Origin of the sequence: Inediibacterium massiliense (genome assembly GCF_001282725.1) — a bacterium.
Lineage (GTDB): Bacteria > Bacillota > Clostridia > Peptostreptococcales > Thermotaleaceae > Anaerophilus > Anaerophilus massiliensis.
Map to the genome: position 1 here is coordinate 555,022 of NZ_LN876586.1, position 24,728 is coordinate 579,749.

The following is a 24,728-nucleotide window of genomic DNA, read 5'->3' on the forward strand; positions in this document are numbered from 1 at the left end:
TTTTGAATATTGTAAAAAATGAGAGATGACGACACATTATGAGATATATTTACAATGAATTATAGGTATGTTATAATCACCTTAATGTGATAGAAAAGAAAAATTATTTAGAAAAGTCCAAAGAGAACAAAAGATATTTGTTTTTTTCAATGATGTAAAACATACATTCCATAAGGAGGTCTTTAACATGTCAAATCAAAATGCTCAAAATTATATTCATGAGGTAATCGAGAAAGTAAAAAAGACAGATGCTGATCAGCCTGAATTTATTCAAGCAGTAGAAGAAGTACTTCCTACTTTAGCTCCAGTTATGGAAAAACATCCAGAGTATATTAAAGCCAATTTATTAGAAAGATTTATAGAACCAGAAAGACAAATTTTATTTAGAGTACCATGGGTGGATGACAATGGAAATGTACAAGTAAATCGTGGTTTTAGGGTTCAATTTAATGGAGTGATAGGACCTTACAAAGGCGGACTAAGATTCCATCCTTCTGTATACCTTGGAATTATTAAATTTTTGGGATTTGAGCAAATTCTTAAAAACTCATTAACAGGTCTTCCAATTGGTGGAGGAAAAGGTGGTTCAGATTTTGACCCAAGAGGCAAATCAGACGGAGAAATTAGAAAATTCTGTGAAAGCTTCATGACAGAATTATATAGACATATTGGACCAGATGTAGATGTTCCAGCAGGAGATATTGGTGTTGGAGCAAGAGAAATCGGATACTTATATGGACATTATAGAAGAATTAGAGGAGCATTTGAAAACGGAGTGCTCACAGGAAAAGGATTGTCTTATGGTGGTAGCCTAATTAGACCAGAGGCAACAGGTTTTGGAGTAGCTTATTTCTGTGAAGAAATGTTAAAGCATGAAGGAGAAACATTTGAAGGAAAAACAGTTGCAGCATCAGGATTTGGAAATGTTGCATGGGGACTTTGTACAAAAGTTGCTCAATTAGGAGGTAAAGTTGTAACACTTTCTGGTCCAGATGGATATATATATGATCCAGATGGAGTAATAGGAGAAAAAATAGATTATTTATTAGAAATGCGTGCATCGGGAAGAGACAAGGTACAAGATTATGCAGATAAGTTTGGAGTAGAATTCTTCCCTGGAGAAAAACCATGGAACGTGAAAGTAGACATTGTTATTCCGGCAGCAACACAAAATGATATTCATATTGAACATGCAAAACAGATTGTTGCAAACGATATTAAATTTGTTTGTGAAGCAGCAAATATGCCAACTACCAATGATGCTATAAAATATTTACAAGAAAATAAAGTATTTGTAGGACCAGCAAAAGCTGCAAATGCAGGTGGAGTTGCTACATCAGCTCTTGAAATGAGCCAAAATAGTATGAGATACTCTTGGACAGAAGAAGAAGTAGATGCAAAACTTCATCAAATCATGGTAAATATTCATAATAATGCAATGAAAGCTGCTGAAGAATATGGATTTGGATACAATTTAGTTGCAGGTGCAAATATTGCAGGATTTATAAAAGTTGCAGAAGCTATGTATGCACAAGGAATTTACTAAAAACCAAAAACCCCTAATTTAGGGGTTTTTTTATATTACAATTTAGAGACAATTGAGATAATTGATAAAATTTGTATTACAATATGGATAAGGAGGGAAAAGTATGAAAAATAAAATGTATATTATAGTGTGGATACTCCTTATCGGGATATGGATCAAGGGGGTTGTTGGTTATGGGCAAGATACAATAGGGTATTTTCCTCCACAACCCAAAGATGTAAATGTATTAGTTATGAGACCTAATATTAGTATGCAGTTGATTGTCAATGATTACAAAGTACAAGAAATAGATATGAAGCTCAATGGAAAAAAAGTAGATGCTCAATATGATAGAAAAAAACAAGCTGTATTTTATCAACCAGATAAAAATTTATCTCCAGGATTTTATAAAGTAGATCTTCGCATTGTAATAGAAGGATTCAAACCTATTGTCCAAAGCTGGCAGTTTGCAATTAGTAAAAATGCAGTGAAAGAATTACAAACTCCATCTGATGAACAAAAAAGAGTTGTAAATTATTCAAATCGATATAGAAAATTTCTAAAATTGCCAGAGTTTCAAGTAAGTGATGCTCTAAATGCTGCAGCTATGGCACATTCCAATTACATGTCTATAAATAAAAAATTAATTCATGATGAATTTAATAATGATAAAGGATTTATAGGAGTAGAACCTTATAAAAGAGCAGGAGCTTTTGGATATATGGGAAGTTACATAGAAGAAAATTTAAGCTTAGGACAAAAAAATTATAAAGAAGCTATAGATGATTTGATAGATGCTCCTTATCATAGATTGAGCTTTATCAATCCAGATTTTATTCATATAGGATATGGAAAAAAAGATTCATACTATACTTTTGATTTCGGAGGAGAAAAAAATTGTCAAGATACAATTAAGGTATATCCTATGGAAGAACAAAAATATGTAGACATATGGTGGGAACAAGAAGAAACACCAAATCCTTTAAGAATTCATAACAAAAAAGGAAAGGTAGGGTATCCTATATCTTTATCTTATTTTGGAAAGAACAATATTAAAGAAATAGTAATTGAAAAAGCTACATTAAAGAATAAAAAAAATAATTTAGTAGAAATTTATTTAAATACGCCACAAAATGATGATAAACTTTCTAATAGCATACTGATAATTCCAACTAGATCTCTAGAAAAAAACGAAAAATATAATGTGTATGTAAAAGGAAAAATAATATTTCAAGATGGGAAAAGCAAAGGAATTGAAAAAAAATGGAGTTTTCAAACGGTAACAAATGAAAAGGATAAAAATAAATGGATGAAAGATTTTATTTATGATGACATAAAAAACCATTGGGCAAAAGCTTTTATCATAGAACTTGGAGAGAAAGAAATTATAACTTCTAAAGTAAACAATCTATATAAGCCAGATGATTTTATAACAAGAGGAGAATTTGCTGAGTTTATTGTAAATGCATTAGAAATTGCTACAAAGCCTTATAAAGGTGTGTTTAAAGATGTACGAAAAAATACTCAAAAAAATACATATATAGAAGCAGCTTTTCATAATGGGATCATTAAGGGAATGGGAGATGGTACTTTTCATCCTAATGATGCGATTACAAGAGAAGAGATGGCAGTGATGATTATAAAAGCTTATGAAAAGAAAAACAGTAGTTTAAAGATTAAAAAGTATTCTTTGGCATTTAAGGATGAAAAAAAGATTAGTTCTTGGGCATATAAATATGTAAAAATAGCTTATGAATTAGGAATTATTAAAGGAAGAGATAAAAAAGAATTTGCTCCACAAGATTTTGCATCAAGAGGAGAAGCAGCAGTCATGATTAAAAAATTATTAGAAGTACTTTAAAGAGAAAGGACTACGATTTAGTAGACAAAGTCATAAAAAACGTCACTAAATTTTCAAATTTGGAAAATATATAGAAACGATCGAAAATAGCATTACAAACTCGCTATGCTCAAACAGTGTAATGCTAAACATTTTCTCACTTATTCTATATTTTCACAAATTCTTAATAAATATTCCTAATTTTTATGACTTTGCTAAAATATAGTTTGTATTTAGTTTGAAATGGCTACGATCTAGTAGCCATTTCTTTTACCATAAATGTAGCAGCTTCTATAAAATTAAAGGCAAGAATTGCGCCAGAACCTTCTCCTAAACGAAGTCCCATATCAAACATAGGCGTAAGGCCTAAAAGTTCTATAGCTTTTTTTCCGCCTTTTTCAGCTGTATAATGAGAAGAAATTAAAAAGTCTTTTACTTTAGGTTCTATAGTAATAGCTAAAAGTGCAGCAGCCATTGCGATAAAACCATCTACTACTACGGGAATTCTATTGGCAGCAGCTCCTAAAAATACTCCAGCCATTCCACCTATCTCAAATCCTCCTACTTTGGATAAAATATCAATTCCATCTTTAGGGTTAGGTTGATTCATAGCAATGGATCTTCTGATTACATCCGCTTTATGAGACAATTTTTCTATAGGAAGACCTGCACCTACTCCTACAATCTCTAAAGGATCTACATTTCCAATAACAGAAAGTATGGCTGTACTTGAAGTAGTGTTGGCAATGCCCATTTCTCCTGGAGCTAAGAGATTTTTTCCTTTTTTGATTTCTTCCTTTGTAATTTCGATTCCAATTTCTAAGGATTTTATAGCTTCTTCTCTTGTCATAGCAGGGCCTTTTGCCATATTGCTTGTTCCATATCTTATTTTTCTCTGAATTACATTTGGATCTAAAATATCTTCAGCTACACCTATATCTACTACTATAACATCTGCTTTTGCTTGTTTGGCTAATGCACATACACCTGTTACTCCTTTTGCGAAGTTTGGGGTTTGAAGGGCAGTAAGACTTTGTGGATCAGGTGCTACCCCTTCTTCATAAACACCATGATCTGCTGCCATTACAATAACACCCTTTTGATCTACGCTAGGAAATGGATTTTTTGTAATTCCTGCTAAATGGATAGCAATCTCTTCAAGTCTTCCAAGGCTTCCAATGGGTTTTAAAAGATTATCGATATATTTTTTTGCTTTTTCCATAGAATTTTTATCTAATTCACCAATTTGAACAAGGGTTTCCTTTAATAAGTTCATAAAAATTCCTCCTTTGTAGTATGTTTCTGATTTTATAGTATAACCAAAAAAAGCCCATGGTTTGCTGATAGATCAAGCAAACCATGAACTTTTCCATCATTCATGACATATCAGCAGCTATAGGCAGGTCTCCTGGCTTTGCATCATCATTTGATAAACCTTCCCAGAAAAATCCAGTGGCATATTTTATCAAACTCTGCTTTACAGTGATGGGATCGCTGAAGAATTTCACTTCATTCCCTATTCTCCTAAATAGGCACCTATAACCTTATAAAGTTAATATTATTATAAAGTAATTTTTATATTTTTTCAATGTTTACAAAAGATATTATAGAAGGAATTAAGACTTATAAAAGGAATAGATACTATAAGACAAAATACGAGTAGCTTATAAGGAGGAGAAATGTGATTGTATAAAATTACAGAATCGGATGAAAAAATTATCATAAAAGGAATAAAAGACTTTGATCCTATTCATATATTTGAGTGCGGACAATGCTTTCGATGGAATAAAGAAGAGGATGGAAGTTATACAGGAGTAGCCCATGGAAAAATTTTAAATGTTTACAAAGATGGGGAATATATTATTTTTGATCAAACTACAAAGGATGATTTTATAAATTTATGGATGAATTATTTTGATTTGAAAAGAGATTATGGAATGATAAAAGAAAATCTATCTAAAGATCCTATTTTAAAAGAAGCCATAAAGCATGGACAAGGGATTCGAATTTTAAACCAAGATGAATGGGAAACGACAATATCATTTATCATTTCTTCTAATAGAGGAATTCCAGTCATTAAAAAATCTATTGAAGCATTATGTGAAAAATATGGTACATATATTGGAGTATACAGAGGAAGAAAATATTATGATTTTCCAACCCCAAAACAATTATTAAATTGTTCAGAGGAAGATATCAAACAAAGCCATACTGGATATCGAGCAAAATATATTGTAAATACTACTCATATGATTGAAGAGGCTCATGTAGATCTTTATGGACTCAAAAATTTATCTACTCATGATGCAAGAAACGAATTACTCAAACTAAGTGGTGTAGGACCTAAGGTAGCGGATTGTATATTACTTTTTTGTATGGGAAAATATGATGCTTTTCCAATAGATGTATGGGTAAAAAGAGTGATGGAATATTTTTATCTTCCTGAGGAAACATCTCTTAAAAAAGTACAATTATTTTCACAAGAAAAATTTAAAAACTTAGCAGGATTTGCCCAACAATATCTTTTTTATTATGCAAGAGAATTAGGGATAGGGAAAAAGAGTGTAGATTCATAGAATAAAGGGGAATTTTTATGTATGAAAAAATATTTGATCAAGATATAGAAAAAAAAATGGAGCGTTTTTTTGTCGATAATCTAGCAGATTATGGTAAAATTGAAACTTTTAAAAAAGGAGAATTAATTAATCCCAGTCATCCTGACAATATATATATTATTATTAAGGGAGAAGTCAATCAAATTATGTATTCCAAAAAGGGTGACGAAATTATTTTTTATCGAATGACAGAGGGAAGTATATTTGGAGAAATAGATTTTTTTGAGAGAAATAGAACCTTTGTGGTCATAAAAGCTGTAACAGATGGTCAATTATCTGTAGTTCATAGAGAAATGATAGAAAATAAATTAAAAGAAAAGCCTAAAATGTATGAATATTTTTTAAGTAGCATCATAAGAAAATATAGGGTTGTGACAGTGGAATTGGCAAATTTTCAGTTTAATAATTCTATAGGGAAATTAGCAGATTTTTTCATAAGACTATATTATACAGAAAGTATCAATTCAAAAAATAATATAAGTATTATACTGACACATGAGGAAATTGCCAACAGAATCGGACTCAATCGAATTACAGTTACAAATGGAATAAAAGAATTTAAGGACAAAGGATTTATAGAAATGAAAGATAGAAAAATTATTATAAAAGATATAGAAGGGCTTAAAACCCTTACAAATATACCTATATAAGAATCAGGAGAATATCCTGATTCTTTGTGCGAATGATATTTATCAATAATGTAATCTAGACTACAGAAAAAAAATCGATTTTTATGTAAAATTTTGATAATACCAAAAAATAAATAATTAACAGGAGGATCAATCATGAATGAAGTAAAAGAAAAAATTGAATTGAATTTTAATGAGTTTGTAAATGATCTTAAAGCTTTAATTCAAATACCAAGTGTTTATGAGGAAGACGAAAGTCCTTATCCATTTGGTAAGAATATAGATGAAGCTTTAAAGAAAATGTTGGCTATAGCTGACAAATTAGGATTTAAAACTTTTTATGAGCCTAACGGATACTATGGATATGCTGAATATGGAGATGGAGATGAAATGATAGGGGTTTTAGGACATTTAGATGTAGTTTCCCCTGGAGACTTAAAAAAATGGAATACAAGTCCTTTCGATCCTGTAATTAAAGATGGCAAATTATTTGGTAGAGGAACTCAAGATGACAAAGGACCTACTCTAGGGGCTATGTACGCATTTAAGGCTATTATAGATAGTGGCTTTAAAGTAAATAAAAAAGTTAGATTTATTTATGGAACAGATGAAGAAAATCTTTGGAGAGGAATTAATGAGTACAATAAAAAAGAACAAATTCCAGATTACGGATTTACTCCAGATGCAGATTTTCCATTGATTTATGCTGAAAAAGGACTTTTACAAGTTGATTTGGTTGCAAAAAATGAAACGGACATAAGACTCAAAGCAGGAGATGGATACAATGTAGTACCTTCACAAGCTTCTTATGAAGGAAAAGATATGGATGCTATTATAAAAGCGTTAGAAAAATTAAATTATGAGTATGAAAAAGAACAAGATAAAGTTACAGTCATGGGAAAAAGTGCTCATGCTAAAGATTCAGAAAAAGGAATTAATGCCATTTGTAGACTTTTAATTGCAATGAATGAAATTGGAATGGATTCAAAATGTATTCGTTTTATTATAGAAAATATTTTAGAGGATGCATTAGCAACTAAGATATTCGGAGAATGTAAAGATGAAGCATCAGGTAGTTTGAAATTTAATGTAGGACAAATACATATAGATGAAGAAAAAGAAATCTTAAATATAGATATAAGAATTCCAGTAACTGTAGAGAAAGAATTTGTTGTGAATAAATTAAATGAAGTAGTACAAAAGTATGGATTTGAAATAAAAGAACATGATTATTTAAGATCCATCTATACACCACTAGATTCTAAACTAGTAAAAACATTAATGGAGGCTTATACAGAAGTAACTAAAGATTCTGAAAGCTTGCCAATTTCATCAGGAGGAGCAACTTATGCAAGAGCTATGGACAATTGTGTAGCTTTTGGAGCAGCTTTTCCATATACAGAAGAAACAGAACATCAGCCTAATGAATATATGAAATTAGAAGAGATGAAAAAGGCAATAGAAATTTATGCATGTGCATTATTAAAATTATTAAAATAAAGGAGGATTACCATGAGTGCCAAGGCAGAAAAGAAAAAAAGAAGTTTCCCTACGGCGTATACGGTATTATTTATTGTTTTAATTTTAGCAGCAATTTTAACGTATATTGTTCCAGCAGGTTCTTATGCTAAATTAATGTTTGATAGTGAAAACAAAGTATTTGTAATCACTTCACCTGATGGAGAATCTACACAGGAGTATCCAGGAACACAAGCTACACTAGATAAGCTTGGAGTTAAGGTAGATATTACCAAGTTTACAGATGGAAGTATCTACAAAGCAATTGCTATTCCAGGAACTTATGAAAAATTAGAAAGTAAACCACAAGGAATTATTGAAATCATCAGAGCTCCGATTCAAGGTCTTTATGATACAGCAGATATTATTATGTTTGTATTTATTATAGGTGGAATTATTGGCGTTTTAAATAATAGTGGTGCCTTTGATGCAGGTTTTGCAAGTCTTTCAAGAATTACAAAAGGTAGAGAATATTTACTTATTGTAATTGTTACTTTTATCATTTCCTTAGGAGGTACAACTTTTGGTCTTGCAGAAGAGACCATTGCACTTTATCCTATTTTGGTTCCTGTATTTATGGTGGCAGGCTATGATGCCATTGTCTGTATAGCAGCTTTATATATGGGATCCTCTATTGGTACAATGTTTTCAACGGTAAACCCTTTCTGTTCTGTTATAGGATCTAATGCGGCAGGAATATCTTTTACAAATGGTCTTGTATTAAGAACTGTTGGACTTGTTATTGCTACGGCAGTGACTGTTATTTATATTGTAAGATATGCTGAAAAAATAAAGAAAAATCCTTCTGCGTCTTTAATTTTTGATCAAAAAGAAGATATAGAAAAGAAATTCTTTAATAGAAATGCAGAGGTTCCAGAGTTTACATTTAGAAGAAAGTCAATGATTTTAATATTTGCACTTGCATTTGGTGTAATGATTTGGGGTGTCTCTTCTCAAGGCTGGTGGTTTGAGGAAATGACAGCATTATTCTTAGCTGTAGGAATTCTTATTTGTATCATCTCTGGAATGGGTGAGAAAAAAGCTGTGAATGAGTTTGTGACAGGAGCCGCTGAGTTGGTAGGAGTAGCTCTTACTATCGGGGTTGCAAGAGCAGTAAACTTGATTATGGACAATGGATTGATTTCTGACTCTATTCTTTATGGAGCAACAAATATAGTAAGTGGAATGAATGCGGGACTATTCTCTATATTAATGTTGGTTATATTTTGTATTCTTGGATTTTTTATTCCATCTGCATCAGGACTTGCAGTGTTATCTATGCCTATCATGGCGCCTCTTGCAGATACAGTAGGTCTTCCAAGAGATGTAGTAGTAAGTGCTTATCAATATGGTCAAGGATTAATGGCGTTTATTACTCCAACAGGACTCATATTGGTAACTCTATCTATGGTAGATGTAACTTATGACAAATGGTTAAAATTTATTATGCCTCTGATGGGGATTGTTGGAGGATTTTCAGCAGTGATGTTATTGATTCAAGCATTAATTTAAAACAAAATGGAGGTTATCATACAAAAGAAATAATTTTCTTTTGAGATAACCTCTCTTTGCTATAGTAATATAGACTATAATTAAAATAGGAGGGAATAAAAATGGAAAAAGCTTGTGAAAAATTACTTAGATATGTAAAGATTAATACAAAATCAGATGATACTTCACAAACTGTACCAAGTACACAAACCCAGTTTGAATTGGCTCGTTTATTAGTAGATGAATTAAAAAATATGGGTATTGAAGATGCTCATGTAGATGAAAAATGTTATGTTATGGGAACTTTGAAGGGAAATGTAGAAAATGCACCTTCTATAGGTTTAATTGCCCATTTAGATACCAGTCCTGAGATGTCAGGTGAAAATGTGAAAGCAAATATAATTAAAGATTATGATGGAGAAGATATTGTTTTAAATAAAGACTTAAATATTGTGATGAAGGTATCAGACTTTCCATATCTAAAGGATTACAAAGGAAAAACACTGATTACTACAGATGGAACAACGCTACTTGGAGCAGATGATAAAGCTGGAATAGCAGAAATTATGACTGCTGTTGAATATTTTATCAATCATCCAGAGATTAAGCATGGAGATATTAAAATTGGATTTACTCCAGATGAAGAAATAGGTAGCGGTGCAGATTATTTTGATGTAGAAAAATTTGGAGCAGACTTTGCTTATACAATAGATGGAGGAGTACTTGGAGAGATAGAATATGAAAATTTCAATGCAGCTTCAGCTTATATTAAAGTAAATGGTTCTAATATTCATCCAGGAGAAGCAAAGCTTAAAATGAAAAATTCTATGTTAATAGGAATGGAACTTAATGGACTTTTACCAACCTTTGAAGTTCCTCAATATACAGAAGGATATGAAGGATTTTATCATTTAGACAAATTTGATGGTTCTGTTGAAGTGACAGAGATGGAATATATTATAAGAGATCATGATATGGAAAAATTCCAAAATAAAAAAGCTTTTATGAAAAAGGCTTGTGAATTTATAGATGAAAAATACGGTCAAGGTACAGTAGAGCTTAGAATAGAAGATTCTTATTTGAATATGAAAGAAAAAATATTGCCAGTAATACATATTGTAGATTCAGTAGTAAAAGCTATGGAAACTGTAGGGGTAACACCTATGGTAAAAGCTATCAGAGGAGGTACAGATGGAGCAAGACTATCTTATATGGGATTACCAACTCCTAATATATTCACAGGTGGCTTTAACTTCCATGGAAAATTTGAAGCCATATGTGTAGAAGATATGGAAAAGGCAGTGGAAACTATAATCGAAGTGATAAAAGGTTATGTAAAATAAATAATATCTTAAATGCATTGATAAAAAATTATAGAAATGTCGCCGACCTCCAATGGGGCAAAAATTACGGGAGATGGACGACATTTTTATTTAATTATTTTTAGATGATACTTTATATCAAATACATATCAATATATCATGCTTATATTATTTATATTTATGTATCAATATAAATATAAATAAATACAAGTTTCAGCTACTGATGCAAATAGGAGATACGAGCATATATTACATATAATGAAAAGAAGGGCGGATCAAAATGAAATATTTTTTGGCTATCATTATTGCTGTGTTTGCCTCCTTGTTATATGAAACTCTTAAAGTTGTAGATCATGCTATATTACAAACTGCTGCAGCAAAACCTTATGTAATTTTTAGACAAATTATTTTGGTAGTTTTTTCAGTGTATATAGTTTTGACTAGTTATAAAGATTATCAAAAGTTAGGGAAAAAAGCACTTATTACCCCTATAATCTTTTGTATAGGCATGGGGTATCTTATGATAATTACATGGAGACAAATGATGAGTGTTTTATAAGGCGTGAGAAAAAGATAAAGAATATACACAAAAGATGATAATAAAAACCTCTTAGTATGCTAAAAATTTACATATTAAGAGGTTTTTGAATGATTTTTTTATTTTGGGGTATACAAATTAGAACTTAGAAAACAAAAAAAGGGGAGATTGTATGAAAGCAAAAAGGCTAATTATTATAGGAGGGGATGCGGCAGGTATGAGTGCAGCTGCCAAAGCAAAAAGAATAGATCCTAGTTTAGAAATTATTGTTTTTGAAAAAGGAGAATATATTTCTTATGCACAATGTGGACTACCTTATTATATTTCTGATATTACAAAGGATAAAGAAAAATTAATTGCAAGAAGACCAAAAGACTTTGAAGAACAAGGAATATCTGTTTTTATAAATCATGAAGTGATGAAAATTAATGTAAAACATAAAACTGTAGAAGTAATGGATCAAAACAAAAATACATTTGAAACAAAATATGATACACTATTGATTGCTACTGGTGCAGACCCGAATATACCAAATGTTAGAGGCGTAAATTTAAAAAATATATTTACATTAAAAAGTATTTCAGATGCAGAAAATATAAAGAAAACAGTTCAAAGAGAAGACATTAAAAATGTAGTATTAATAGGTGGAGGATATATCAATGTAGAGCTTATAGAATCAATGCTTTTATTAGGAAAAGAAGTACGAATCATCCAAAGACCAAAAACTTTATTAAATATTATGGATGAGGAATTTGGAATGATGTTGCAAGAAAAAGTAAAAAAGCATGGATGCTTGGTACATACAGAGGAAAGCTTAGAGGAGATTATAGGAGAAGAAAAGGTAGAGGGAGTCAAGACGAATAAAGGAGAATATAAAGCAGATGTAGTGATTATTGCAGTTGGAGTGAAACCTAGGACTGATCTATTAAAAAATACAGGAATAGATATGTTAAAAAACGGAGCTATTCGAGTAGATGGTTATGGAAAAACATCGTTGCCAGACATTTATGCTGCTGGAGATTGCGCGAGTGCATATCATTTGGTTAAAAAAGAAGATGTATATATTCCACTTGCAACTAATGCAAACAAGCAAGGAAAATTTACAGGAGCATCCATTGCAGGAGAAATGAAAAAATTTCCTGGAACATTAGGATCATCTGTTGTAAAAGTATTAGATATGACATTTGCCAAAACAGGCATCAATGAAAAAGAAGCCAAGCAGATGAATATAGACTATGAAACAGTAACTGTAACAGCACCTAGTCATGCAAGATACTATCCGAATCCAAAAAAGATTCATATCAAGCTTGTATATGAAAAAGAAACAAAAATATTATTAGGAGCCCAAATGGCAGGAGAAGAAGGAGTTGCAAAAAGATTAGATATATTTGCATTGGCAATTGACCGAAAAATGACAGGGGAGGAATTAGGTTATATAGATTTTTGTTATTCTCCACCATATGCAACACCTTGGGATGCAGTACATATTGCCGCAAATAATATAAAATAAAAAGGATTTATTAGAAGGAAATTTCTCCTTAGTCTAGAATACTAGATTTTTATAGACAGAGGAGGAGTTTTTATGTTAGGAACGATTGTAAATACATTTGCTATTATAGGAGGAAGTTTGTTAGGATTATTCTTTAAAGGAGGAATTCCTAAAAAGTATAATGAAACCATTTTGAAAGCCAATGGATTAAGTGTTATTTTAATAGGAATTATGGGTGCTGTAAAAACTCAAAATTTACTTCTTTTGATTTTTAGTATGGTGATTGGAAGTATCTTAGGAGAATTTTTTAATATTGAGGATAATCTAGATAAACTAGGAAAGTTTATAGGAAATAAATTGGGAGATGAAGAAGGAGGCATTGCAAAAGGTTTTGTAACTTCAAGTCTACTATTTTGTGTAGGATCTATGGCAATTGTAGGATCACTAGAAAGTGGATTGACTGGAAATCATCAAACTCTTTTTGCAAAATCTGTATTAGATGGAATTACTTCTATTGTTTTTACTTCTACATTAGGAATTGGAGTGATTTTTTCTGCAGTTTCTGTATTTTTATACCAAGGAATGATTACTTTGTTGGCATCTTATATGAAAGATGTATTGACTCCTGAGGTAATAGGAGAAATGTCATCTATTGGTGGACTTTTGATTATGGGATTGGGATTGAATTTGCTTGAATTTAAGAGAATAAAAGTAGGAAATATGCTTCCAGCTATATTTATTCCTATATTGTATTATATAGGAAAATTAATTTATTTTAAAATCATCTAGAGACAAGAAATTGTCTCTATTGTATTTTTTGGAAAGTATTTATTTCGTAGTTATTATTTATATGAATGGTAATGATAAATATGATAAGGATTATATAAATTATGGATTAGGCTGAGTAAAGTTTTGAAATTTAAAGGAGTTAGCAAAAGTGATGCAATATATAACTTGCGAAATTGCATACAAGATGAAAATAAGATGGAAAGATGGTGTTGGTATTATTGAGTTTTGACATAAAAATCTGACAATAAATGAATTAATATACATGGTTCCCAAAAGAAAAGAAAAAAGATGAATTATTATACAACAAAGCCATACCCTTTGATAATACTGAGAAATATTAGCGCATTAAAGCGTTATCTCTTTAATATGATATAATATTTATAAAATAAATTGACAAAATATACGAAAACAAATATAATAAAATAAAATTCTAAACATTTACAAAAATAAATTTAAAACAGGAGGTACTGTCATGGACAAAATTTTGATAGACGGAAATAGTTTAACATTAGAGGATGTAGTAAAAGTTGCAAGAGAAGGTTTTACAGTAGATTTGACTCAAGAAGCATTAGAAAAAGTAAAAAAATCTAGAGCTTTTGTAGATAAATTGGTAGATGAAGAAAGAACAGTATATGGAATAACTACTGGATTTGGTAAATTTAGTGATGTAGCAATTTCTAAAGAAGAAGCAAAGGATCTCCAAAAAAACTTAATTATGAGTCATGCGTGTGGAGTAGGAGAACATTTTCCTGAAGATGTTGTAAGGGCTATTATGCTTCTTAGAGCAAATGCGTTGTCAAAAGGTTTTTCAGGTATTCAGCCAAAAACTCTTCAAACCCTTATTGAAATGATTAACAAAGGAGTTCATCCTGCTATTCCAGAAAAAGGATCTTTAGGAGCAAGTGGAGATTTAGCACCATTGTCTCATATGACGTTAGTATTAATAGGTGAAGGAGAAGCTTATTATAAGGGAGAATTGATGACAGGAAAAGAAGCTATGGGAAAAGCTGGAATTGAGCCTGTAGTCTTAACATCTAAAGAAGGGTTGGCATTAATCAACGGAACACAAGTAATGACTGCTGTAGGAGCACTTACTGTATATAATTCTATCCATATTTTAAAAACAGCAGATATTGCAGCTGCACTTACTATAGAAGGATTAAATGGAATTGTAGATGCATATGATAAAAGAGTACATGAAGTAAGACCACACAAGGGACAAATGATTACAGCTAAAAATCTTTTAAGACTTGTAGAAGATAGTGAAAGAACTACTAGACAAGGAGAGATTAGAGTACAAGATGCTTATACATTAAGATGTATTCCTCAAATTCATGGAGCTAGTAAAGATGCTATTTCGTATGTACTAGACAAAGTAAATATTGAAATCAATGGAGCTACAGACAATCCATTAATTTTTACAGAAGATGAATCAGCTATATCAGGAGGAAATTTTCATGGGCAGCCTATGGCTTTAGCTTTTGACTTTTTAGGGATTGCCCTATCAGAAATTGCAAATGTTTCAGAAAGAAGAATAGAAAGACTTGTAAATCCTCAATTAAGTGGATTACCTGCATTTTTAACAGAGAAAGGAGGACTTCATTCAGGATTTATGATTGCTCAGTATGCAGCAGCAGCATTAGTATCTGAAAATAAAGTACTAGCTCATCCTGCTAGTGTAGATTCTATTCCTTCTTCTGCAAATCAAGAGGATCATGTAAGTATGGGAACGATTGCAGCAAGAAAAGCAAAAGAAATTTGTGAAAATGTAAAAAATGTATTAGCTATAGAATTGATGGCAGCAGCTCAAGCTATTGACTTTGACAAAGAAAAGAATTTAGGAAAAGGAACTAAAATCGCTTATGAAAAAGTTCGTCAAGCAATACAAACCCTTCATGAAGATCGTATTTTATACAAAGATATTAATAAATGTGCAGAGTTAATTGGTAAAAGTAATATGTTAAAAGAAGTAGAAAAGACAATAGGTGCTTTGGAGTTACAATAAAAGCAAAAACTACTTTCGTTTATCGGTTTATCATGATAAAGTATAGGATATAAATAAAAACCAAAAATAAAAAGGAGGGGGCCTATGTTAACAAATCCAGTTGTGATTTCTGTAGTGATTATGAGTGTGCTGTGTCTTTTGAAGTTAAATGTTATTATTGCTCTTTTGGTAGCAGCTATTGCTGGAGGAGTAATTGGAGGCATGCCTGTTAAAGAAGTAATGGATACTCTCATTGGTGGAATGGGAGGAAATTCAGAAACGGCTCTAAGTTATATTTTACTTGGAGCATTGGCAGCGGCTATTCATCATACAGGTCTTGCTAGCATTTTGTCTAAAAAAATAGCAGGAATGATTCAAGGAAAACAAAAAACTCTTTTGATTATTATTGCAGTTATTAGTTGTTTTTCTCAAAATTTAATACCTGTGCATATTGCGTTTATTCCTATATTGATTCCTCCACTTCTTGGGATCATGAATAAATTAAAAGTGGACAGAAGAGGAGCAGCTTGTGCTTTAACATTCGGATTGAAAACACCTTATGTGGCACTTCCAGTAGGTTTTGGATTAATATTTCATGGAATTATTGCCAAAGAAATGACTGCAAATGGTATAGCCATGGCAAACACAGAGGTGTGGAAAGGAATGTGGCTTCCTGGAATAGGTATGATTGTAGGAGTATTGGTAGCTATATTTATCACCTATAGAAAACCTAGAGAATACAAAATAGATGAAAATATAGAAGAAGAAATGATCAAAGAAGAATCTGTTCAGTTGAATACATCTCATTTTGTAGCTTTGGCGGGGGCATTAGCAGCGTTGATCATTCAGCTTACAGTAGGTTCCCTACCTTTAGGAGCTTTAGTAGGACTTGGTATTATGGTTTCCTTTAGAGCCATTGACTGGAAACATATAGACAATCTTATGGATAGCGGAATAGGTATGATGGGTTTTATCGCATTTGTCATGCTTGTAGCATCTGGATATGCTAGTGTTATTAGAGAAACAGGTGGAGTAGAAGATTTGGTGAATGCTGCTGCTAGTTTAATGGGTGGAAGTAAGTTTATTGCAGCATTTGTCATGATTATACTAGGGCTTATTATTACCATGGGAATTGGGACATCCTTTGGAACGATTCCTATCATAGCAGTAATATATGTACCTTTAGCTTTAAAAATAGGATTTAGTCCACTGGCTACAGCAGTACTCATAGGAACGGCTGCAGCACTTGGAGATGCTGGATCACCTGCCTCTGACAGTACATTAGGACCTACAGCAGGACTGAATGCAGATGGACAACATGATCATATTTGGGACACTTGTGTTCCTACCTTTTTACACTTTAATATACCACTAATTATTTTTGGAATGATAGGGGCAATGATCTTTTAAAAAAAATAAAGCACTCATCTTAATGGATAAAGGTGAGTGCTTTGTTCATCTAAAAAGGAGGAATGAATATGAAGTTAAATTTTATAAAAGTGAATCCAACAGAAAATATGACGGTATTTATTAGAAATCAATTACCTAGAGACTGTTATATGGAAATAGCTAATAAAATAATGGAATATGGAAATATTTATGCAGAGCAAGTAGGTTTTATAGAAAAATCCCAAAGTGGAGAAAGTGTAAGATTACATATGATGGGCGGAGAATTTTGTGCAAATGCAACTCGATCATTAGCAGCTGTGTTAGCTTATGAAGAACATACGACTGTAATGAAAAAGGATAAAAAAATTATAATTCCACTAGAGGTATCTGGAATTGAAGAAATAATACAATGTTATATTGAAAAGACAGACGATCCTACAGAGTTTATTTCAAGTATGGATATACCTCTCCAAAAAGAAATAAGGGAGTTGAATATTTGTATTGACGGAGAATATTATCATATGCAACTAGTTAAATTTTCTGGTATTTTCCATATTGTTATAAAAAATATAGAAATTTTAGATAAAACCAAATTTTTCTTGAAGGTAAAAGAAAAATTAAAGGATTTAGAATATGATGCTTTGGGCATGATATTTTATGATGAGAAAAATACTTATATAGAGCCTCTGATTTATGTGAAAGAAACAGGAAGTCTTATTTTTGAAAGAGGATGTGGTTCTGGAACAGCTGCATTGGGAGTAGCTCTTTCTTATGAATACAAAAAACAGGTTCAGTTAGCAGTAAATCAACCTGGAGGAGCATTAGAGATTATTACTACATGGAAAAATAATGATGTTGAAAAAATTCATTTGAGAGGAAGAGTAAAAATTGTAGCAGAGGGAATTGTATATATTAGTTAAAAATTTCGATAGTTCAAATAAAAGAACAATGTATAATGTTTTGGTTATTTGATGAAAAATTTTAAAAATTAATTCTATATAGACGTTTTAATGACGAGAACATCTTATAATAAAAAAAACAACAAAAGGAGTGGAAAAAATGAGTATATTAAGCGATATAGAAATTGCTCAAAAAGCCAACATGTTACCTATTTCTCAAGTGGCAGATGAATTGGGTATTTTAGAAGATGAATTAGAACTATATGGTAAATATAAAGGGAAAATTTCTTTAGATATTTTTAAAAGACTACAAGATAAAAAAGATGGAAAATTAATTCTTGTAACGGCTATTAATCCAACTCCAGCAGGTGAAGGAAAATCTACTACAGCAGTTGGATTAGGGCAAGCATTGAATAAAATAGGAAAAAAAGCAGTAATTGCTTTAAGAGAACCATCGTTAGGGCCAGTATTTGGAGTAAAAGGAGGAGCAGCAGGAGGAGGATATGCTCAAGTTGTTCCTATGGAAGATATCAATCTTCACTTTACAGGAGATATGCATGCTATTACAACAGCTAATAACCTGTTAGCTGCTGTGATTGATAACCATATTCATCAAGGGAATGCCTTAAGAATCGATTCTAGACAAATTATCTGGAAAAGAGTTTTAGATATGAATGATAGAAATCTTAGACAAGTTGTGGTAGGCCTTGGAGGAAAACCAAATGGTTTTACTCGTGAAGATGGATTTATGATTACAGTAGCATCGGAAGTAATGGCTGTATTATGTTTAGCAACTGACTTGATGGACTTAAAAGAAAGATTTGGAAAAATGGTCGTTGCATATAATATGGATCAACAACCTATAACAGCAAAAGATTTGGAAGTACATGGAGCTATGGCGCTTCTTTTTAAAGATGCAATCAAGCCAAATCTAGTACAGACATTAGAAAATACACCTGCTTTGATTCATGGAGGACCTTTTGCCAATATAGCTCATGGATGCAATAGTATTATGGCTACAAAATTAGGTCTTAAATTAGGAGATTATTTAATCACAGAAGCAGGTTTTGGCGCTGACTTGGGTGCAGAAAAATTCTTAGATATAAAATGTAGATATGGAGACCTTACTCCAGATGGAGTTGTAGTTGTTGCTACCATTCGAGCATTAAAAATGCACGGAGGAGTTAAAAAGACAGAATTAGGAACAGAAAATGTAGAGGCAGTAGAAAAAGGATTTGCAAACTTGGCAAAACAAGTTGAAAATATTAGAACATTTGGTTTGCCAGTAATGGTATCTATCAACAAATTCACACAGGATACAGAAGAAGAAATTCATATGTTAAAGAAGAAATGTGCAGAAATAGGAGTAGAAGTAGCTTTAAATGAAGTATGGGCTAAAGGTGGAGAAGGCGGCATAGAAATGGCTCAGAAAGTCATAGATATGATAGAGAAGGAAAAGCCCCAATTTAAATTCCTTTACGATGTAAATGAATCAATAGAACAAAAGGTCAATAAGATTGTGACAGAGATATATGGAGGAAAGAGAGCTGTATTTACATCATCAGCTAAAAAGCAAATAAAAAAATTAGAAGATCTAGGTTTTGATAAATTACCTATTTGTATGGCAAAAACACAATACTCTTTATCAGATGATAAGGATTTATTAGGAGCACCAAAAGATTTTGAAGTGACAGTAAGAGAATTAAAATTATCTGCAGGAGCAGGATTTATTGTATGTCTTACAGGAGATGTTATGACTATGCCTGGACTTCCAAAGGTACCATCATCTAGCAGGATGGATATAGATAAAGATGGAAATATTATAGGATTATTTTAATTAAGGAGGCGTTTTTATGAACTTAAATCAATCTATTGCAAACAATATGACTATTAAATTAGACTCAGTACTTCCTGAGTACCCTGAATTTGAACAAGGAATTAGACGTGCACCAAGAAGAGAGCTCAACCTTACTAAAGAAGAAGTAGAACTTGCTTTAAAAAATGCTCTAAGGTATATTCCAGAAGAACTTCATGAACAATTGATTCCTGAATTTTTAGAAGAACTTATGACAAGAGGAAGAATTTATGGATATCGTTTTAGACCAAAAGGCCGAATAAAAGGAAAATCTATTGATGAATATAAAGGAAAATGTATAGAAGGAAAAGCATTCCAAGTTATGATTGACAATAATTTAGATTTGGACATTGCACTTTATCCATATGAATTAGTTACTTATGGAGAAACGGGAATGGTATGCCAAAACTGGATGCAGTATAGATTGATTAAAAAATATTTAGAAGTATTAACACAAGATCAAACATTAGTGCTTCAATCAGGACATCCTGTGGGGTTATTTCATTCTAAACCAGATTCTCCAAGAGTAATCGTTACCAATGGACTTATGATTGGTATGTTTGATGATTTGGATAATTTTAATAGAGCTGCTGCATTAGGAGTTGCAAACTATGGACAAATGACTGCAGGAGGATGGATGTATATAGGCCCCCAAGGAATTGTGCATGGAACTTATAATACTATCTTAAATGCAGGAAGATTAAAATTAGGTATTCCACAAGATGAAGATCTAAAAGGAAGATTGTTTATTACATCAGGTCTTGGAGGAATGAGTGGTGCTCAAGGAAAAGCAGTAGAAATTGCAGGAGGAGTAGGAATTATCGCAGAAGTTGATGAATCAAGAATTGAAACAAGACATACTCAAGGATGGGTTAGCAAAGTTGCAAAAACCTGCCAAGAAGCTTTTGATTTAGCAAAAGAATACATGAATAAAAAGGAAGCTTGTGCCATTGCTTTTCATGGAAATATAGTAGATTTGTTAGAATACGCATTAGAGAAAGACATTCATATAGATCTTTTATCAGATCAAACTTCTTGTCATGAAGTGTACACAGGAGGATATTGTCCACAAGGAATCACTTTTGATGAAAGAACAAATCTTTTAGCAACGGATCAAAAGAAATTTCATAAATTAGTAGACAAAACCCTTAAGAGTCATTTTGAAGTGATTAAAGCTTTAGTTGCAAAAGGAACTTACTTCTTTGATTATGGAAATGCTTTTATGAAAGCTATTTATGATTCAGGAATTAAAGAAATCTCTAAGAATAAAAGAGATGATAAAGATGGATTTATTTGGCCTTCTTATGTAGAAGATATTTTAGGGCCTCAATTATTCGATTATGGGTATGGTCCTTTTAGATGGGTATGCTTAAGCGGAAAACATGAGGATTTATTAAAAACAGACCATGCAGCTATGGAATGTATTGATCCAGATAGAAGATATCAAGATAGAGATAACTATATATGGATTCAAGATGCAGATAAAAATCAATTGGTAGTAGGAACTCAAGCAAGAATACTTTATCAAGACGCTCTAGGAAGAACAAAGATTGCACTTAAATTTAATGAAATGGTTAGAAATGGAGAAATTGGACCTGTAATGCTTGGTAGAGATCATCATGATACAGGTGGAACAGATTCTCCATTCAGAGAAACGTCTAATATTAAAGATGGAAGCAATATTATGGCAGAGATGGCAACTCACTGCTTTGCAGGAAATGCAGCAAGAGGAATGAGTCTTATTGCTCTTCATAACGGTGGAGGAGTAGGAATTGGAAAATCCATCAACGGAGGATTTGGTATGGTATTAGATGGTAGTCAAAGAGTAGATGATATCTTAAGATCCTCTATGCCATGGGATACTATGTGTGGAGTTTCAAGACGTGCTTGGGCAAGAAATGAAAATGCCGTAACTACTTGTATAGAATACAATGAGATTATGAAGGGGAAAGATCATATTACTCTTCCATATGTTCCAAGGGAAGAAGCTATAAAAAGTGCAGTAGACCAAATATGGGAAAAAATAGAGAAATAAGGGGGAAAAATCATGAGTGAATTAAAAAAAATAGTAGAGTGTGTTCCGAATTTTAGTGAAGGAAGAGATTTGGAAAAAATAGAGAAAATCGTAACGCCATTAAGAGGAAAAGAAGGCGTAAAGCTTTTAAATTATGAAGCAGATAAAGATTATAATAGAGTTGTAGTAACGGTAATGGGAGAGCCTCAAGCTGTAAAAAAAGCAGTAGTAGAAGCTATTGGAATAGCTACAGAGCTAATTGATATGACAAAGCATGAAGGTGAGCATTCTAGAATGGGTGCAACAGATGTAGTTCCTTTTATTCCTATTAAGAATATGAGTATGGCAGAAGTTGTAGAACTCGCAAAAGAGACAGCAAAAGAAATTAATGAACAACATGATATTCCTGTATTTTTATATGAAAAAGCAGCTACGACTCCAGAAAGAGAAAACCTTGCAACAGTTAGAAAAGGTCAATTTGAAGGAATGCCAGAAAAGCTTCAAAAGAGTGAATGGAATCCTGATTTTGGGAAAAGAGAAATTCATAAAACTGCTGGTGTGACTGCTGTAGGAGCTAGAATGCCACTTGTAGCATACAATATTGATTTAGATACAAAAGATATAGAAATTGCTAAAAGTATTGCAAAGGTAATTCGTCATTCAAGTGGAGGATTTAGATATATTAAAGCTGGTGGCGTTGAGATTAAAGAAAGAGGTATTACTCAAGTAACTATGAATATTACAGATTATACAAAAACATCTATATATAGAGTTTTTGAAACGGTAAAAATGGAAGCAAAAAGATATGGAGTAAATGTATTAGGAAGTGAAATTATAGGATTGGTTCCTATGGAAGCATTAATAGATAGTGCAAGCTATTATTTAGGACTCTACGGTTTTTCTATGGACAAAGTAATCGAAAGTAATTTAATGGAGTAAATTATGAAGAATATAATCATTAAAAATGCTGCCCAAATTGTAACGTGTAGTGGATTTTCTAAAAAGAGAGGAAAAGAAATGTCAAATCTGCATGTTATAGAAGATGGAGCAGTAATCATTGAAGATGGAAAGATTCAATCTGTTGGGAAAAATGAAGAGATCCTAAAAAATGTAGATGTATCTAAATATGAAGTGATTGATGCTTATGGAAAAGCTGTATTACCTGGCTTTGTAGATTCACATACTCATTTTGTATTTGGTGGATACAGAGCAGAAGAATTCTCTATGCGCTTAAGAGGAGCAAGCTATATGGAGATTATGGAAAAAGGAGGAGGGATTGTAAGCTCTGTTGAAAAAACTAGAAAAGCATCTTATGAAGAACTTATCCATTTAGGTAAAAAAAGATTAGATGATATGCTTTCCTTTGGAGTAACTACAGTTGAAGGAAAGAGTGGATATGGTTTAGATGAAGAGACAGAAATGAAACAACTTCATGTGATGAAGAAATTAGATGAGATTCATCCAATAGATATTGTGAAAACCTATATGGAAGCTCATGCAGTTTCTCAAGAATATAAAGGTCGTGAAGATGAGTTTATTGATCATATTATTGAAAATACACTACCTAAAGTAGCAAAAGAAAATTTGGCAGAATTCTGTGATGTATTTTGTGAAAAAAATGTATTTTCTGTAGATCAATCTAGAAGACTTCTTTTAAAAGCTAAAGAGTTAGGTATGAAAGTCAAAATTCATGCAGATGAAATTACAAGATTAGGAGGAGCAGAGCTTGCTGCAGAAATAGGAGCAGTATCTGCAGATCATCTTCTTCGTGCATCAGATGAAGGCATCTTAAAAATGGCACAAGAGGGAGTAGTAGCAACTTTGCTTCCTGCTACAGCTTTTAGCTTGAAAGAAGAATTTGCAAGAGGAAGATTTATGATTGATCAAAATTGTGCGGTAGCATTGGCTACGGATTTAAATCCTGGAAGCTGTTTTACAGAATCTATTCCTTTGGTTATAGCTCTGGCTACACTTTATATGAATATGACAACGGAAGAAGCTATTACTGCTATGACTATCAATGGAGCAGCAGCACTAGGCAGAGAAAAAGAAATTGGAAGTATTGATGTAGGGAAAAAGGGAGATGTGATTATACTAGAATATCCATCTTATCATTTCATTCCTTATCATATAGGAGTCAGTACGGTAGAAAAAGTAATCAAAGATGGAAAGATTGTATTTGATAAATCAAATCGTTAGGGGGCGAAAATATGTTAGCAGATAAGAATTTAAAGGAATTTTTAGATGAGACAGCATCTAATGCTCCTGTACCTGGTGGAGGAAGTATAGCAGCTCTAAGTGGAGCATTAGGAGCGGCTTTAACGGAGATGGTTGCAAATTTAACCATAGGAAAAAAGAAATATATAGATGTAGAAGAAACGATGAAAAAAGTTGCACAAAAGTCAATGGAATATAGAGAAGATTTTATTAAAGATATAGATGAAGATGCAGACTCTTTTCATGAAGTTATGAAGGCTTTTAAGCTTCCTAAAGAAACAGATGAAGAAAAACAGAAGAGAAGTGAAGCTATTGAAGAGCATACAAAAAAGGCTGCACAGATCCCGTTAAAAGTAGCTCAAAATGCTTATAAAATGATGGAAGTGATAGAATCTGTAATAGATCAAGGAAATAAAAATGCCATTACAGATGGAGCTGTAGCGGCTATGATGGCAAGAACAGCTGTCCTATCTGCTTTATACAATGTAAAAATCAACTTAGGCGGAATCAAAGATGAAGCTTTTGTAGAAAAATTATCTAAAGAAGTGAAAGAAATAGAAGAAAAAACTATACAAAAAGAAAAAGAACTTTTAGCAAAAGTTGTATTATAAAGA

General features: G+C 32.0%; 19 protein-coding genes and 1 riboswitch. Of the genes, 18 read left to right on the forward strand and 1 reads right to left on the reverse strand.

What is annotated here, in order from left to right; all coding sequences use genetic code 11:
• Positions 1–187: 187 nt before the first annotated feature.
• Positions 188–1,546: an NADP-specific glutamate dehydrogenase gene (gdhA, locus tag BN2409_RS06475; RefSeq protein WP_053955826.1), complete on the forward strand. Its 1,359-nt coding sequence runs from the start codon at positions 188–190 to the stop codon at positions 1,544–1,546.
• A 103-nt stretch (positions 1,547–1,649) separates the two neighbouring features.
• Entirely contained in the window at positions 1,650–3,386 is a 1,737-nt protein-coding gene (locus BN2409_RS06480) for a CAP and S-layer homology domain-containing protein (protein ID WP_053955827.1), read from the forward strand.
• Between the two features lie 226 nt (positions 3,387–3,612).
• Here BN2409_RS06480 and cobT read toward each other — a convergent pair whose 3' ends face one another.
• Complete coding sequence (gene cobT / locus BN2409_RS06485) at positions 3,613–4,641, reverse strand: nicotinate-nucleotide--dimethylbenzimidazole phosphoribosyltransferase (RefSeq protein WP_053955828.1); 1,029 nt, start codon at positions 4,639–4,641, stop codon at positions 3,613–3,615.
• A gap of 105 nt (positions 4,642–4,746) precedes the next feature.
• Positions 4,747–4,920: riboswitch (cobalamin riboswitch) on the reverse strand.
• A 130-nt stretch (positions 4,921–5,050) separates the two neighbouring features.
• On the opposite strand from cobT, the gene BN2409_RS06490 reads away from it, so the two are divergent.
• The 16 genes from BN2409_RS06490 (at position 5,051) to BN2409_RS06565 (ending at position 24,725) form a co-directional block, all read left to right on the forward strand.
• Positions 5,051–5,941 carry a DNA-3-methyladenine glycosylase family protein gene (locus BN2409_RS06490; protein WP_053955829.1) on the forward strand — a complete coding sequence of 297 codons (891 nt, stop codon included), beginning with the start codon at positions 5,051–5,053 and terminating at the stop codon, positions 5,939–5,941.
• A gap of 17 nt (positions 5,942–5,958) precedes the next feature.
• A complete protein-coding gene (locus BN2409_RS06495) occupies positions 5,959–6,630 on the forward strand; it encodes a Crp/Fnr family transcriptional regulator (protein WP_053955830.1) in 672 nt (223 codons plus the stop codon).
• A gap of 135 nt (positions 6,631–6,765) precedes the next feature.
• Positions 6,766–8,109 carry a M20 family metallopeptidase gene (locus BN2409_RS06500; protein ID WP_053955831.1) on the forward strand — a complete coding sequence of 448 codons (1,344 nt, stop codon included), beginning with the start codon at positions 6,766–6,768 and terminating at the stop codon, positions 8,107–8,109.
• Between the two features lie 12 nt (positions 8,110–8,121).
• Complete coding sequence (locus BN2409_RS06505) at positions 8,122–9,639, forward strand: YfcC family protein (protein ID WP_053955832.1); 1,518 nt, start codon at positions 8,122–8,124, stop codon at positions 9,637–9,639.
• A 101-nt stretch (positions 9,640–9,740) separates the two neighbouring features.
• Positions 9,741–10,961, forward strand: coding sequence for a peptidase T (gene pepT / locus BN2409_RS06510; RefSeq protein ID WP_053955833.1), 1,221 nt, complete (start codon positions 9,741–9,743; stop codon positions 10,959–10,961).
• Positions 10,962–11,220: 259 nt separating this feature from the next.
• Entirely contained in the window at positions 11,221–11,499 is a 279-nt protein-coding gene (locus BN2409_RS06515) for a hypothetical protein (RefSeq protein ID WP_053955834.1), read from the forward strand.
• A gap of 151 nt (positions 11,500–11,650) precedes the next feature.
• On the forward strand, positions 11,651–12,988 hold the full coding sequence (locus BN2409_RS06520) for a CoA-disulfide reductase (RefSeq protein ID WP_053955835.1): 1,338 nt from the start codon (positions 11,651–11,653) through the stop codon (positions 12,986–12,988).
• Between the two features lie 72 nt (positions 12,989–13,060).
• Positions 13,061–13,756 (forward strand): DUF554 domain-containing protein, encoded by a 696-nt coding sequence (locus BN2409_RS06525; protein WP_053955836.1) that lies wholly within the window; start codon positions 13,061–13,063, stop codon positions 13,754–13,756.
• A gap of 472 nt (positions 13,757–14,228) precedes the next feature.
• Positions 14,229–15,761, forward strand: coding sequence for a histidine ammonia-lyase (hutH, locus tag BN2409_RS06530; protein WP_053955837.1), 1,533 nt, complete (start codon positions 14,229–14,231; stop codon positions 15,759–15,761).
• 84 nt (positions 15,762–15,845) lie between these two features.
• On the forward strand, positions 15,846–17,150 hold the full coding sequence (locus tag BN2409_RS06535) for a Na+/H+ antiporter family protein (protein WP_053955838.1): 1,305 nt from the start codon (positions 15,846–15,848) through the stop codon (positions 17,148–17,150).
• A 68-nt stretch (positions 17,151–17,218) separates the two neighbouring features.
• Positions 17,219–18,049, forward strand: coding sequence for a histidine racemase CntK family protein (locus BN2409_RS06540; RefSeq protein ID WP_053955839.1), 831 nt, complete (start codon positions 17,219–17,221; stop codon positions 18,047–18,049).
• 139 nt (positions 18,050–18,188) lie between these two features.
• Complete coding sequence (locus BN2409_RS06545; protein WP_330375396.1) at positions 18,189–19,865, forward strand: formate--tetrahydrofolate ligase; 1,677 nt, start codon at positions 18,189–18,191, stop codon at positions 19,863–19,865.
• Between the two features lie 16 nt (positions 19,866–19,881).
• The gene (locus BN2409_RS06550) at positions 19,882–21,918 is read left to right on the forward strand and encodes a urocanate hydratase (protein WP_053955840.1); all 2,037 of its coding nucleotides are present in this window, start codon (positions 19,882–19,884) and stop codon (positions 21,916–21,918) included.
• A 12-nt stretch (positions 21,919–21,930) separates the two neighbouring features.
• On the forward strand, positions 21,931–22,836 hold the full coding sequence (gene ftcD, locus BN2409_RS06555) for a glutamate formimidoyltransferase (RefSeq protein ID WP_053955841.1): 906 nt from the start codon (positions 21,931–21,933) through the stop codon (positions 22,834–22,836).
• 3 nt (positions 22,837–22,839) lie between these two features.
• Positions 22,840–24,096: an imidazolonepropionase gene (gene hutI, locus BN2409_RS06560; protein WP_053955842.1), complete on the forward strand. Its 1,257-nt coding sequence runs from the start codon at positions 22,840–22,842 to the stop codon at positions 24,094–24,096.
• Positions 24,097–24,107: 11 nt separating this feature from the next.
• Positions 24,108–24,725 (forward strand): cyclodeaminase/cyclohydrolase family protein, encoded by a 618-nt coding sequence (locus BN2409_RS06565; RefSeq protein ID WP_053955843.1) that lies wholly within the window; start codon positions 24,108–24,110, stop codon positions 24,723–24,725.
• Positions 24,726–24,728 lie beyond the last annotated feature (3 nt).